The sequence below is a fragment of the Nostoc sp. genome (assembly GCF_036919555.1).
Lineage (GTDB): Bacteria > Cyanobacteriota > Cyanobacteriia > Cyanobacteriales > Nostocaceae > Nostoc.
This window is the reverse complement of record NZ_JBALCS010000078.1, coordinates 183,418-198,237: the sequence shown is the minus strand read 5'-3', so window position 1 is coordinate 198,237 and position 14,820 is coordinate 183,418. Positions and strand designations below refer to the sequence as shown.

At 41.8% G+C, this 14,820-nt stretch carries 11 protein-coding genes, 1 pseudogene and 1 CRISPR repeat array; all 12 genes and pseudogenes read right to left on the bottom strand.

Annotated features, from left to right (window positions below):
* Window positions 1–3 precede the first annotated feature (3 nt).
* Window positions 4–207 carry a DUF3854 domain-containing protein gene (locus V7K36_RS34235; protein WP_442948497.1) on the bottom strand — a complete coding sequence of 68 codons (204 nt, stop codon included), beginning with the start codon at window positions 205–207 and terminating at the stop codon, window positions 4–6.
* Window positions 208–385: 178 nt separating this feature from the next.
* Window positions 386–790, bottom strand: coding sequence for a hypothetical protein (locus V7K36_RS22130; protein WP_335119295.1), 405 nt, complete (start codon window positions 788–790; stop codon window positions 386–388).
* Window positions 791–1,316: 526 nt separating this feature from the next.
* Window positions 1,317–1,970 carry an FGGY-family carbohydrate kinase gene (locus tag V7K36_RS22125; RefSeq protein WP_335119328.1) on the bottom strand — a complete coding sequence of 218 codons (654 nt, stop codon included), beginning with the start codon at window positions 1,968–1,970 and terminating at the stop codon, window positions 1,317–1,319.
* Window positions 1,971–2,300: 330 nt separating this feature from the next.
* The gene (locus V7K36_RS22120) at window positions 2,301–3,434 is read right to left on the bottom strand and encodes a heavy metal-binding domain-containing protein (protein WP_335119293.1); all 1,134 of its coding nucleotides are present in this window, start codon (window positions 3,432–3,434) and stop codon (window positions 2,301–2,303) included.
* Between the two features lie 72 nt (window positions 3,435–3,506).
* Window positions 3,507–4,717: direct repeats of the CRISPR family, unit length 37 nt; unit sequence GTTTCAGTCCCCTTGCGGGGTAATAGGTTTTGGAAAC.
* Window positions 4,718–4,990: 273 nt separating this feature from the next.
* Window positions 4,991–6,212 (bottom strand): annotated as a pseudogene (cas6, locus tag V7K36_RS22115) (CRISPR-associated endoribonuclease Cas6).
* A gap of 748 nt (window positions 6,213–6,960) precedes the next feature.
* A complete protein-coding gene (gene cas2 / locus V7K36_RS22110) occupies window positions 6,961–7,254 on the bottom strand; it encodes a CRISPR-associated endonuclease Cas2 (RefSeq protein WP_334822629.1) in 294 nt (97 codons plus the stop codon).
* 25 nt (window positions 7,255–7,279) lie between these two features.
* On the bottom strand, window positions 7,280–8,257 hold the full coding sequence (cas1d, locus tag V7K36_RS22105) for a type I-D CRISPR-associated endonuclease Cas1d (protein ID WP_335119289.1): 978 nt from the start codon (window positions 8,255–8,257) through the stop codon (window positions 7,280–7,282).
* Between the two features lie 191 nt (window positions 8,258–8,448).
* Complete coding sequence (gene cas4 / locus V7K36_RS22100; RefSeq protein WP_335119287.1) at window positions 8,449–9,048, bottom strand: CRISPR-associated protein Cas4; 600 nt, start codon at window positions 9,046–9,048, stop codon at window positions 8,449–8,451.
* A 186-nt stretch (window positions 9,049–9,234) separates the two neighbouring features.
* Window positions 9,235–10,041, bottom strand: a complete 807-nt coding sequence (gene cas6 / locus V7K36_RS22095; protein WP_335119285.1) for a CRISPR-associated endoribonuclease Cas6 — start codon at window positions 10,039–10,041, stop codon at window positions 9,235–9,237.
* Complete coding sequence (gene cas5d, locus V7K36_RS22090) at window positions 10,010–10,735, bottom strand: type I-D CRISPR-associated protein Cas5/Csc1 (RefSeq protein ID WP_335119283.1); 726 nt, start codon at window positions 10,733–10,735, stop codon at window positions 10,010–10,012. Before cas5d ends, cas6 (V7K36_RS22095) begins: the two co-directional genes overlap by 32 nt.
* Before the next feature lie 68 nt (window positions 10,736–10,803).
* Complete coding sequence (gene cas7d / locus V7K36_RS22085; RefSeq protein ID WP_335119281.1) at window positions 10,804–11,823, bottom strand: type I-D CRISPR-associated protein Cas7/Csc2; 1,020 nt, start codon at window positions 11,821–11,823, stop codon at window positions 10,804–10,806.
* Window positions 11,820–14,792, bottom strand: a complete 2,973-nt coding sequence (gene cas10d / locus V7K36_RS22080) for a type I-D CRISPR-associated protein Cas10d/Csc3 (protein ID WP_335119279.1) — start codon at window positions 14,790–14,792, stop codon at window positions 11,820–11,822. The genes cas7d and cas10d overlap by 4 nt, the downstream gene beginning before the upstream one ends.
* Between the last annotated feature and the right edge of the window lie 28 nt (window positions 14,793–14,820).

Here is a 14,820-nt window from a genome sequence, read left to right as displayed (position 1 = left end):
TATTTAAAAAATTTGCTTCTTTAGTAAGTAACCCAAGTTGCTGCCATTTTTGAGGAAATCCCGTATATTTACAAAACTGATTGTAGAAGCTGTGCGATGTGTGGCTTGAAAAAGTTGCTGTTTTGTTTTTGGCTTAGTTTCGTAATCGAACAGGATAGTAAATCTGCGCCCTTTTTGAGCCTTTGGGACCAAATCAGGTGCAGTCATTCTAAATCCTCCTTGCGAGCTAGTTCATCGGAAATTTGAATCGTTAATTCTGCCATTGCGATCGCAAGAGAAGTGTATCCGGCATCTCTTGCATCCCAATTATAGCTTTACTACTCTTCCATGCTGTTCAAAACTCTTTTCAATCATGCTGCCCCGCCTAAGCGATGCTTCAATGTCATCAAGTTAAAGGCTGGACTGGTAAATTTGCATCAATCTCAATCAAAGTAACTTTGGCATTTTCAACTACTGTATTTCCCATTAGCGTGTCCTGCATAGCTTCAAACTTAGACTCTGCTTTCCCAATCTGCTCATAATGTAAAATCACATGATAATGCTTTTGTATTGGTTCCCCAGACTCAGAACGCTCTACTACAAGCCAATCTTTGTTTTGACCTGACTCGGCAATCTGACGATATTCACTGGCTAACTGTTCTAATGCAATAGCTATGGCGTGTTCTCTAGTTTGTCCACAGCAACGAATCTCATCTCTTGGCTGGTCAACAGATGACGATACTTTACAAACATACTGTCCATTCTCGTCAGCTTCAACATTAATCGTAATTGTTCCGGTGATTGAAGTCATACTTAGTTTGTTTATGCGGTAGTAGATTTGTAATTAGCAATAGATTAAATCAAAGCGAAAGGTTTATCATCTATCGTTTCAATCACAATACCGCCAAATCGAGCTTCTTCAGCCCAGCACTTCACTGCATTAATGTAGCAAATGTGACTTTCGTACTTCTCTTTAGTTTCAGTTACAATTGCCTCAAATCCTCCACTCATTGAGGTATTAAAGAAACTCAACTTCCGCCCCTGAGCATCACAGGCTTTACTGTAGCAATTATTACAGACTGCGCGTGGATATCTTGCAAAATATCGAGTTGGGATCGAACAGATTGGGCAAGGATGAAACTCAGTATTGCTCATAAATGCAGTAACACTTGAGATTAATTTGAAATAACACTACCTAATTTATGCTGAGTTTATTGATCTTCAACGAAGAGGCTCTTGGATGGGGGCTAAAAGCCAGCAAGAAACAAACGCTTCCTTTCTGTACGTTCGCCTTATGTTTTCAGAATTTAACTCATGAAAATGCTCTTGGTGTTCTGTTAATGAACAGCTTTCAAGGTATCGTAAAGTAGCTTGTAGCGCTTAAACCCTACTTCATACAAAAGATTTACCTGCGGCTGTACCACAATACTATCTTGCGCGAAGATATTGAGTGCAGTTTCTAAGTTCGGGTATGCACCAACCCCCACCATTGCTAAAATAGCTGCTCCGTAAGCGGCTCCTTCTTCGGCTTTGGGAGCAATAAGTTCTGTTTGCAAAACATCTGCTAAAATCCTTAACCAAATATTAGAGCGTGCCCCTCCACCTATTGCCAAAAGTTGATCGACAGGAGCGATCGCACTGATAACTTCCAAGGCTGAACGCAAGCTGAATGCAACTCCCTCGATAACAGCACGAATTATATCTGCTTGCGTATGAGCTAATGACAAATTCACCAAAGCACCGCGAGTATCTGGATCGAGATGGGGACTGCGTTCTCCTGAGAGGTGGGGTAGAAATAGAACACCACGCGCACCAGGTTGCGATCGCTCTGCCATATCCATCAGATCAGTGTAGGATATATGCGGTGCAAATGTATCTCGATACCAACGCAGAGAACCACCTGCTGCTAGCGTCACTCCCAACAGATGATAGCCACCATCTACATGACAGAACGGCGTTGGATAATAGAGGGATGAGTTGAGGTCATCCAGTTAAGAGCTTCGACCTCCCGAATCCGAGTCGGGTCTAACTATGAGAGCAAAAGACCCTTTTAAAACATCCTCTTAAACACTTATAATATCTGCTTTGTTGGGTTGAGGAACGAAACCCAACATTTTATCCTTGTTCATGTTGGGTTTCACTGCCGTTCAACCCAACCTACATTGATAGATTTTATTATAAGTAATCACCCGAACTTGATATAACATCGGGAATAAACAGCAGCTATCAACAATAGTCAATTCCAGTATTGTTTACCCCGACTACTAGCTGTAACCTTAAAAAACTAACATTTAACACCCTCTGAATTATAGAACTGATGTTTATGAGGGTTGATTTAATTTGGTCATGAGAGTACCTTCAGCGGTGTTTATAAAGGTGTCTCGATCTGGAATAATTGCTTGGGGTATTAAAGTAGTGGAGTGAGTGGTAATTCCTGGCAGCTTTTTGACAGCAGTGCCGATCGCCATAAACTCGATAATGCCACTACCTAACTGATAAACATAAGTTTTAATACCAACAACTTGGTCAGCTCCACTATTACGAGCATCAGTAGCGATGTGAGCAATGGCTTGTTCGCGTGCTTCATAAATTAATGTAGTCAATTCATTAATTTCACCACGGACAAATGACTTGAATGCTGATGTGATTCCCCCGACAAAACCAAGAGAATATACGGAAACACCCAAAAGCAACTTTAAAGGCATATAACCCAGGTTGATCAGGTTCCACATTTCCTGATTAGTTAAATCGCTGGTAATAGGAGTTTGACTAAAGGCTACTTTAAGGGCGGGATGGTAAGAAGCAGTACCAATCATCACCATCTCTTGCATCCCGGCAAAGGGAATAATTGATGTCTGAATTCCAACCACAGCATTAGCCCCTGTATTTAAGGCTTCAGACTCAATTCGCTTTAAGGCTAAGTGACGAGTTTGGTTGAATATTTCGGAAAATTCTTTAATTTCTCCGCGTTTTAAACTTTTGAGAGAGCCGAGTATTCCACCACCTAATCCAATGGAGTAGGCAACATTGCCAAAGACAAACTTTTTGGGTGCAAATCCGGCATCAATTTGGCAATAGAGTTCCTGTCCATCGGCGGAAGTAGAAAATTCTAATTTTTCGGATTTTTCTTCACCTTGGTGAACACAGGAGCCAATAGAGAGGAATTCAACATTGCCGATTTGTTGCACTAAATCATTGGAAACGCCTGTGATGCCACTTCCGCCATGCTTTTGTGCTTCAGCCGACATCCGCGCATAAGCTTTTTGCCTTCCTTCATGAATCATGCTGGTGACTTCGGTGACTTCTCCGCCGACAATGGTTTTTAGTCCTGATGCAATTCCTCCAATTAGCCCCAGTGAAAAGACACTGTTGCCAATGACTAAATCTCCCGGATACATACCCTGTTGTCGAAGACAGAAGATTTCATTGCCAGAGAGTCCGCTGATTGCAACCATGCCTTTGACTCCAGTAATTTAGATGAATGTATGATAACCGCTTGTAAAAACCTGTGCAAATCTGTCAGCGATGTTTCAGTCCCCTTGCGGGGTAATAGGTTTTGGAAACACAGAAGCGATATTTTCTCGCCAAGTGCAATATTATTTCAGTCCCCTTGCGGGGTAATAGGTTTTGGAAACATCGATGTTTCCACATTCTATTCAGCCAAATGAAGAGAGTTTCAGTCCCCTTGCGGGGTAATAGGTTTTGGAAACTTTGGAACCACGAAGGAGAAACAACTCAATATATGTGAGTTTCAGTCCCCTTGCGGGGTAATAGGTTTTGGAAACTCAATGCAGCAGAAGCGATCGCCACTAAATAGGAGTTTCAGTCCCCTTGCGGGGTAAAGGTTTTGGAAACTATGAGGTGAGTAAGGAGTAAGAAAGAGAATTTATGTTTCAGTCCCCTTGCGGGGTAATAGGTTTTGGAAACCCTTGGCAGTTGTAAAGCCCTGTTTCAAGCTTTCCTTGGCTGGTTTCAGTCCCCTTGCGGGGTAATAGGTTTTGGAAACTTCTATTTTTAGTATTTCTTATTACAAGTTATAATATTTGTTTCAGTCCCCTTGCGGGGTAATAGGTTTTGGAAACGTGCGATCGCCTCCTAAATAAAGTTTCCTTGCAAGTTTCAGTCCCCTTGCGGGGTAATAGGTTTTGGAAACAATTGTACCCCCTAAGTAAGATTTAATTATGGCAAGGTTTCAGTCCCCTTGCGGGGTAATAGGTTTTGGAAACCAACAGTTTGGTAAAGATATGCCGATCTTGTCAACTCAGTTTCAGTCCCCTTGCGGGGTAATAGGTTTTGGAAACCAATGGCAGATACCTGCGTTGGCTGCAAAGACTATTGTTTCAGTCCCCTTGCGGGGTAATAGGTTTTGGAAACTATTCTTAAGTGTTGTTTTCACGTCTTTCCCTGCTGGTTTCAGTCCCCTTGCGGGGTAATAGGTTTTGGAAACCCTATTTGAGGTGTGTGTTTTACCCCGACTATTTTCAGTTTCAGTCCCCTTGCGGGGTAATAGGTTTTGGAAACGCTGGAAACCTTGAAAGGGAAAGTGGATTTAGCTAAGTTTCAGTCCCCTTGCGGGGTAATAGGTTTTGGAAACTTTACGACTTTTCCGCAATCGCACTTACATTTCCAGTTTCAGTCCCCTTGCGGGGTAATAGGTTTTGGAAACTTGTTGTTGTCTCTTTGACTGCGTAGCTTTCGGAAGTTTCAGTCCCCTTGCGGGGTAATAGGTTTTGGAAACTGCTCGGTGCTGAAACTTAATAAGAGCAAGCTTCCTGGAAACGTTTTTGACGGATCGAAAAAAAAGGTTGTTTTCAGCCGCTCTTATTGCAACTAATTTGCAACTTCCTTCATTTCTTAAACGCTGTAATTATTTACTTGTCTAGGTTCTGGCGATTTTGGCAGATCCCCCAGGGAAATTGACCCCGCTTCGACTTGCCAAACATCAAGTTGATTCCCTAATCATAAGACGTGTATCTATTATTGTCCAGAAGTTGAGGAAGGATATATGGATTCAGTCGATTTTTCCCTGTTTCAGGGCTTTACGGGCTAACTTGACATAAGTTTTCACCGTAGACTCTCGCATCTCTAAATCTTGGGCGATCGCCTTTAAGGATTCGCCTATCTCCCGTCGTGCTAAAATTGTTGCCCAGACTACAGCAATTTTATCAGTGCGCTCCCCTCCTTTTCGTTTTCGTTGTGCAGTAAATAACTCTGTCAGTTCTTCAATACGTTGTGCCAACATATTCGTTAGCAACTCAACGGTTGTAGTTAATTTTTGTTCCACCCAGTCTAAACGTGTTTGTCCCAGTCCGAAGGTAGTTTTGTGTCCTGTCCCACAGTATGGAGCCAACTGTACCAAGCCATAAAATAACTGGGTAAACTCAGCATTTGCTAAAGCTGCTTTGCTTAGACCAAAAGACATAGCTCCGGTAAAACCTGTGACTGAGCCTCGCTTTCCGGCTGCCACTTTCATCGATTCCAAATGGTGCTGATGAATAATTACGCTTTCGTCTATCCAATCAAGGAATGTTTCTTGTTCTACTGGCAATCTGGAAAAGTCATTCCATCGCCGTAGGTAACTATGGAAAAGATTTTCTGGTACTGGCAAGGGGAAATGATGACCTTTGCGCCGAAAACTTGTGGGTGAAATAAAACTCAGATTCACTAATGATTGTTGGGCTGATGATTGCAACAACTGAGCATAAGTAGTTGGAGCATGAGCGATATTCACCTGTTTTATCTGTAGGGATGCGCCACTCAATTCGATAGTTTTCGGTAAGTTAGTCAACCAAAGTTTTAGAAACTGCACCACCCGTTCAGACAGAGCATTCAGATGCCAGTGGTAAATTTGCTTGGCTTCTAATCGCAGTTGCTTGCCACTAGCAAGCAGTTCACCTTCTAATGCTGAAATATTGAAGGGTTTTTCTGATTCTCCATCATGTAAATATGCAGAAAGGTCTGGATCAATTTGTCGCACTTGGTCAAGAAACCAGGCATGAAGTCCAATTGTATATTGTGAGAACAGGAGTTAATGCTGAATTGACACTAGCTTGAACAAGAAACCAGGCATGAAGTCCAATTGTATATTGTGAGTAAAGAGAATTTGATGTGCTTGGCTCAAGTTCAAACACCAAGCCTACCAATTCAATGTTATCTGCCCATGTAACTGCTGAGGTGGTAGCCACTGATTTAGCTTTCGGTTGGCGCCTGGTGCTCAGTCCCCGTGAGGGGATTTTGTAAGTGGAAACTTTGATTGATTGTTCTCTACTAGAATTTATTTGAAGTTTCAGTCCCCGTGAGGGGATTTTGTAAGTGGAAACTCTGTACCTTTATAATGTTTTAATATTGACATTAAATGTTTCAGTCCCCGTGAGGGGATTTTGTAAGTGGAAACTTGAAGAAATTGCTTCTCAAACGGACACCCATAAAAGGTTTCAGTCCCCGTGAGGGGATTTTGTAAGTGGAAACGACCATTGGTTGACAATAGAGTTCTGTTATCCGTCCCGTTTCAGTCCCCGTGAGGGGATTTTGTAAGTGGAAACTCTCGACACTATTAGATGTGGTGTTGTGTCAGACAAGTTTCAGTCCCCGTGAGGGGATTTTGTAAGTGGAAACAGTTGATGAGTATTCAACCGTCTAAGTCGATCACAAGTTTCAGTCCCCGTGAGGGGATTTTGTAAGTGGAAACTTCTTGGGTGATATTGCTACCCATAGCACGAGCCAAGTTTCAGTCCCCGTGAGGGGATTTTGTAAGTGGAAACCCTCGGTGCTGAAAGCTAACGAGAGCAAGCTTTCTGGACACGGTTTTGGCAGATCGAAAATTTTGGTCATTTTCAGCCTACCTTATTGCAAGTAATTTGCAATATCCGAAACTACTGAAATGCCGTAATCATTTACTTGTCAAGGTTCTGGCGATTTTGGCAGATCCCCCAGGGTTTTAGCCCCCGCTTCGATTTGCCAAACATCAAGCTGATACACCAATCATAATACTATTGTTTGCTCTTGTCGAGGAATTTCAGAACCGTATGTAATTGTTCGCTTGATTGCGCCAGCATCAAGTATATACAATCGTACCGAATCTTCTTCAGGCTTAACCAGTTTTTCAATCTTGGTTTGCAGTGTCGCAAATTGTATCGCTGTTAAAAAACACTCAAAAACGCTGTATTGTGTCCATTTTCCGTAACCAGACAACATCTTATGTAAACGAGTGCGACGTTTATTTGCGCCTTTATTATCAGGCAGATCGTAAATAATTAAATAAAACAGGGTAGTCATTGTCAGATTTTTTGAGAAATGATAATCAACGTAAAGCTAAAGCCTTATATGGAATCCCTTCTTGTAAATGGCGACTCAATAGCCGCGCTTGTAGTTCAATCGCTCGCCGATAAGTGCATTTGTACTCAAAAACCGGATGTTTAAATTCATCATTCATTTTGCGCTCGAATGCTTCTAAGAAAGTTTTCCTAGCAGTATCCTTGAGGCGATATGCACCTAAACTTTCGTTAAAATCGTCAGGTTGAATTTCATGTTTATGTAATACGGCTAATACTACATTGTCAGAAATCAAAGCACGAAACTCTTCCATTAAGTCCAGCACCATTGCAGGCTGTCCATGATGGACTTCATGCAAATATCCAATATAAGGATCTAGCCCAGCAACATGAACCGCAGCCGTTACTTGAACTCGCAATAAACCATAGGCAAAACTGAGGAGTGAATTCACGGGATCAGTAGGTGGGCGCCGATTTCGACCAGCAAATGTCCACTCTTTTCCAACCATCCGTGGCCAGCAGGCAAAATATTCTCGTGCAGCTAAACCTTCAATTCCTCTGACTTTATCTATGGTTTTTTGGCTTTTGACGAGACTTTTACGCTCTTTGAGAGGATTATCTCGCTCATTATGACGATATAAAACCTGATATTGATTGTGAATTTTCGCTGCCACAATTGTTTTGACTAATTCTAAACGTCCGACGGGATCGTTATAAAGTTTATATTGTGCTAGTCGCAATTGACCGTTGCGTGAATAACCAGGAAGTGCGGAACCCAGATATTTACCAAAGGTAGAAAGATAGTGAATAGGCATACCCAATTCCAAAGCATAAACTAGAGCATCGCCTGTGACTTGAGGATTGCCCATTAAGACAACTTGTTGGACTGTTTGGGCTGCAACAGTCTGTTTTTTCCAAGAACCATCTGATTGCTTGAGAGCAACGTTAAAAGCTTCGTAATTCTTGCTTAAAACGGCATCAGCTTGAGTGACGTAAAGAACTGTCATTTTAGATTTGTGGTAATTATTGGTGGATAAAACTTATCAAACGTGATGTGAGACTTATTCTTAAAACCTCTCTCCAAACCTCTCTCCGAGACGGAGAGAGGCTTTGATTCTTGCTAGTAGGCAAGGGATTGGGGGTTAGGGTGAGAGTAAAGTTGCACACGGGGTTATCAAGAAACTTGCTCCCGATGAATTTAATCATCAGTTTCAGCAGTGGTTGACCTTCGTAACTGTTGAACTTCAAAAGGTAGACAAATACCTTTTAGACTGCATGAAAAACACTTTTTAGTGTTGTCGATTGGTGCAGGCATAGTTCTTTGCTCTGCAAGTTGAGCAAGAGCGATCGCTTGCTCAGTCATTTGCCGTAGTTGAGGTGTAAGCTCTACTGTCTGTCTTCTGCGGTTAGCGTGATAAAAAATTTCTCCGTAGGCGATACTGCGATCGGTACGTTCTTCTAAACATAAAGCAGCTGCACAAAGTTGAAAATGGTCGTTAAGATGGTGTGCCATCTTTCCCTTCTTATATTCCACTGGGACAAGCTGGCGATCGCATTCTTCAACAGCATCAATTATACCTGCAATTTTTAGGCGATCGCTCCAAACCCATTGTTGCTGATGAATCAGCGTTTCCCCTTCCTGAATAGTTCCTTCTTCATTAATATTGCGGTGTATGTGGCGACCCAAGATAATATGTTGGTTATCTTCCATTTCACCTAACACATATTCCAGATAAAATCTGCGTGGGCAATATTCCCAGGCGTTGAGATATGCCAATGGTAAGTAATCTTCATTCATTGTTCATCAATTATTTCTTAAAGGATGTTTGAAAAGTATTTTTGGTAACATCAAAGCATCAGGAACCTAACCCCCCTAACCCCCCTAGCCCCCCTAGCCCCCCTTCCCTACAAGGGAATGAATGGGGGTTTCAAAGCCTCTCTCCCTATGGGGGAGAGGAATGTAAGTGGGGTTTCACGAGCGTCATTACGAATTAATTAAACAGGTTTGTCCCATTCCCATTGCTGTCTTGCGTCCAACTCCTGCAAAGTGGGCAAAATTAGCTAAAGTCGTAGCAATTTTCGCCTGTTCAGCTTCTTCAAAACGATATCTTACCCAGCCTTTAGCACCAATTTCTGAACTGCTTTCTAACTTCAAACTATAAGTTTTCAGTTCATAAGCACAAACTAAACCTTTCCACTCCACAAATGGAAACTTCAGTTCTTCTGGTGCAAATATATTCCAGCGCCGCAAGAGACTGCCAAAAACTAATTCTGGTAAAGGAAAAGGCTGAATTTCTCGCTTCTGTTTAAAACTTGTAGGCGACAAGAAATTGAGGGTGATGTCATCAGAGATTTTATCTGTATTTGCCAGAATCGCGTAATCTGAGAAATCTGCTAAAGGATGAGTTCCTGGCAAAGTATAGATACTGCGAATAACAAAGGGGCATTCTCCTAGAGACAGAGGTTTGTTACCCCATTGTTCTATACCATTCAAAAGTGGATCGATTAAATCACCATCAAGTAGAGAGATACGAAAAGTAAAATCATCTCCCGGTTGTGTTCCTCGTTGGCGACGGTATCCCATCAATTCTGAGAGGCTGAAAGGAGTATCTTGACTGCCGTGAATGGCATCTGCTATTTGGGTATCTCCCAAACTCAGCCAGTCCATCACTTGAGCATGTAGTCCCCAGCTTATAGCAGGAATAATTTGCTGACTTGCAGCACCCAGTTGAATCACCAAAGCATATAAACTAGCGGATTTAGGAGGCGATGACAACAGTGCTGGCTCCATAGAAAACTCCAACAGGTAAACAGGTTTTATCAGGTAGTTGCCAATAGTTACCAGACAGTTGCGCCTGACTAACTAAACTCACAGGCGGCATCACAATTCGGTTGTATAGTAACAGTCTGGATGATGTTGGTAAATCCAACGGATTTAAAGGATGCTTGGTGATGTACTGTCCAGTTCGCTCTTTCAAATCTGCAATTTCTGTTGCTTCAACTCGCACCTTAGCTGCCCATTTACCCAACCTGATCCAACGGGGAATTTTGATAGATTCACGGCTAACAATATAGGTTTTATACTGACTGCCTACTGCTAATTCTTTAGCACGGCCATAATTAATTGGGTAATTGCGTTTTGCTCCGTCACCTCCAAATTGCACAGATTTACCATAGTAAGCAACTTGTGCTGCTTTGAAGGTATTCACCTGATAAGACCAAATTAGAGGTAATGCCGGAAATACATAGATTCCGGCTTTGTTAAGGTGCAAAAGATTTTGCTCTTGAGTAGCATCTAAGTAACTAGGTTTTTGGGCATTTATTCCCTTAAGTCGATAGGCTTTAGGAATGTACTCAGTTTCAAATAAGGCAAAGCTCAATGCCCAATTGTGCAGATATTTTTCTGTTTCGTAGAGAATACCCATTTCACGAGTGGCAAAAAATACGTTGTCGTGGAGGGTTAACTTGCATTGGTAAAGAATCATAAGCTGGTGATGAGGGATTAGGAAAGTAGTGTAGGCGTTACCCACACTACAAAATTGCTCTTGTTAACTTATTTGCTTTTACCTTTTTTACCAGCGATCGCACCATAAGTTTCAGCGTAGATTTTAGTTTGCTGATACAAAGTTGTGAGTGTATCCCGCAAGCGAGTTTCATCTTGATAAATTGCTGTCACTTCACTCAATAAATCAGTTAATTGTGAACCACTAATTACCTGAGTTTTGCGAATTGGTTCTTGATTGAGTAAATTACTTGCCACTTCAGTTGCTTTGATGATAATATCTGCTATGGGTGCATTTAAATCTGATTTTAAAGCATCATAAAGTGACTGTGTAAAATGCAAATTACTGAAGATTTCACCATCACAAAGTACAATACCAATGATGTGATTTGCCATTGTTCCGGTGCGTGATTCCTGTGCGCCATAGCGACGAGTTCGCATTAAGTTACCCAACACATAAAGGAAACTTTCAAAGGTTGGGTCACGTAGAGTTTCAACAGTGGGAAAGGTAACTTCTGGCAATACATGATCTAACTCATTGATTGATGAACGTACTTTGTTAGTCTCAGTCCGTTTATCGTCATCAGGATCTAACATCATTGTCCCTGATTCACTCAAAGCATTGAAAGTAAAACTCTTATGAGAATCTTGGTATGGACTGAGAGAAAAAGCAGAATCAGAGTACACTTTTGAGCGTTCTGAACCACGCTCACCAACAGCAAACCCATAGATTACACAGTCTGGACATTTCCCACAAAACTGTTCCGCACCGTATCTACAGAAGTTTTCAGCTTTCTTCTCTTCTGAGTTTATCAGGTTCAATGAGCGCAAGAGTTCCCTACCAACTAATCGCTCAGGACTTACCTGCTTGCGCTTAAACATCACCAAACGGCTGATGGAATCTGGATTGTCTAAACCAGCTTGAGTCCGGGCTGTATTCAGGACTCCATCAGTTTGAAAGACGGGAAAAGATTGGCTATGACGCACCATTAAAAAGTGGACATATTTACCAGATGCTAAACGGGGGAAGACTGTTTGAAATTCTGATTTTAAAATGTTGATAACGCTCATGCTACTTCTCCTGATAATTGAGTTTTTTCAGATTGTTTTTCTTGTAAAGCTAGCCAACGATAGGCAAATTCTGCACCAGATTTGATCCGGTTGCGGTTTTCTTGGAGTAAGGCGCGATCGCCTTTATAAAGTCCCAGGAATAACTCATCAACACAAGTACTTATAAAGGCATGAATCGCCATTAATTCTTGTGCTTGTCGAGTTGAAAAATCTACTGATTTATCTAGTAAATATGGACGTTTATAAACTTCTTGACGTTCTAAAGCATCTTTGAGTTGTCCCGCCGCTTGTAAGATCAGGTCTTCCCGATCTATTTGCTCTGGAACTGTGAGAATCATCTCTAAAGCTTTAGAGATAGGTAATAAAACTGCATGACTAGATTCATTAACTTTCACCTGATAAAATTGGCGATATTCTGTTACCAGCCGCTCAATTAACTTCAATTTTTCTTGCATATTTACGTTTCCTTTTACCCAGATTTGGGCATAATTCCAAATTCGTTTGACATCTTCCTTACCTGGTTCACGTTTAGCTTCATTTGCGATCGCAAACACATTTAATACATCGGTTGCCAAATCCCTCACCGTACCATTCAGGGCTTGCCAACGAGCATCTGGTGGTGAACTGCGGCATTCTAGATGCAAGCTATAACTCACAAGTAGCCTCTCTAATGCAGGTGCTAAATCCTGCAATCTTAGGCACGGGTTTACACCCAAAAGATTCCAAAACCCCGCCGGTCCATCAAGAATCACTGAGTCCGCGAACTCTTGATCGCTGGCATAAAGCGGATCGGGGCTGCTAGTCGCCACAACTTTCACACCGAGAAGTATGGGTAAAGCTAATGCCAAAAAAGCGGGTGCTACCCAAGCATCTGTAGTGGTTTTACCTCTAGTAGTTGTATAAGTTATTGCCAGAAACGGCAAGTCTTTAGTGGAGTAACTGTCACCATATCGCCCCATTTCGGCTTCATCTTCATCTCGCCAAGGCAAGTTTTGCAGTCCGTTGTAATTCATCCCAGCATCTCGCCACTGCCTGCAAACTTCCCAGAGGTTAACTCTTTTGAGTTCTTTCACCAGTCGCCTAACTGCAACAGCAATTTGAGGCGAGTAGACATAAGCAGGAAAGATGTAGAGAAAAACAGGCTGTTGTTCTTCTAACTTTCCTGAAGGTACAGCCCAAAAAGCTTGACGCAGCAACATTTCTAAAGACCAAATTTTCGAGATGCCGCGTTTGATTCGTCCTCCTCCCAAGCTATTCTTGTTACTGTATTGTTGAGGCTTAAATAGCACCACAGTATCTAGTTGATCCTCTGCATCTGACTCTCCTGAACTTAAAGAACAAATAGGTTGATTATTAACTTTTGCCTCAGAATATGCAGCTAATTGATTCTCAAAGTCAGTAGGTTGATGGCAAAACCCTGAAACTTCCAAATACTGGGCTAAATAGTTAACAAAAGCCTCATGAGTAGGGCTAGTTATTCCCTTGAGTAAATTATTTTGTTCCGCCCAAGTTGCCAGGCGATCGCCTAAATCTTTCAAAAAATTGCTAACCTGTTCTAGGTCTAAAGTAGTATGAGTTGCAATGTAATAAGCCGCAGCTTGATACCAACCATAATTCACCCCTCCAGACTGCACTTGTGTTTGTTCTGGAGATATTTGATTTTGCAATTCCAAAGTTGTCAGTATCCAATTTATATACTCCTGACAACCTTCAAAAAACTCTCGCTGTGCTAGAATAATCAACTCTGCCAACCGATCAGCCCGGATATCTGCGCCCTCTAACAAAAATTTTTGCTCTGCATCAGTTAGAGTTAACTTCTCTAACCGCTTTGGTGTAGCTGGAACTTTAACATTAGCGACTTTAATTTGCACAACATCAGGAAGTAGCCGAATCAAATCAGCAGGGGTAAAAAGTTCTAAAGTTTGGGGGGCAACTTTGAGTCCTTTACCATCACGAACAAAGCCTACATCGCCACTTTTAAAATAGTCTGCTAATCCCTTTTGATTATTTTCAGCATCTCCTTCGATGAGATTTTTCCATACAGCTGTTTGAATGTCTGCCAAGTCCGGCGCATCGTGATTTTTAGGAGCCAAATACACAGCACCCTGAGCAAAATAGAGAATTGGCTCCCAATCAAGCTGACGAGCAAAACTCACGACTGCATTGTGGATTTGGTTGCTGATTAGCCCTCGACAATCTCTTAGGCGATGGTAAACTAATTTTTTAGGAATAGTCAGCCAATCAAGATGATCTTGTAAGCGATCGCCTTTGGTAGTTATAGCAACATCTGCCGGATCGCCCATGTGAACCGCCACATCCCCAAACGCCAGTAAATGGCGTAAGATATCATTTAAGCGGCGATCGTCTACAGTGAATTCTCCCTCGTCATTTTCCCAGTTAGAAATAATCGGATTACTATCAATGCTAAATTGAGTATTCTGGGCTAAAAAAGCAATTTCTAATAAATATTCCTGCCATTGCTGCCAAAATTCTTGAAAATTTAGCTTCTCACCTAACTCTCGGCATAAGTTAAGAATTGGCTCTATCTCATGGGCTTTTGGCGGCGGTTGAGCCTCTCCCTGACCACGCACATATTTGTTATAATCGTGTAAAGTTAAACCTAAACAAAGCAGTCGTTTTTCAACTTCTTGTAGTTGCAGATGTTGCGGTAAATGTGTACTCAAATTCCAGGCTGTTAATAGTCCATTGAGGACATGAACTAATAAGCTTTGGTCGGCTTTAGCAGCCCAACGTTGGGCATTTTCTCTGGCATAGCGTAGTTTACCGCCGTAGGCATCGCCTTGTTTAACTAAAGTTTGATAATGGGCTATTTCCGAACTCCCTAAAGCTGGTATTAATCCAAATTCCCGTTCCATTGCCGGTAGCACTGTGTTAATAAACGAGTGAAAAATTGGGTCTGTATCAGATGGGAGAGTTTCAATTAACAGTGTTTGTAGTAGTGTTGGCATAGTGTTTAAAATGCAGAGTTTATTTAAA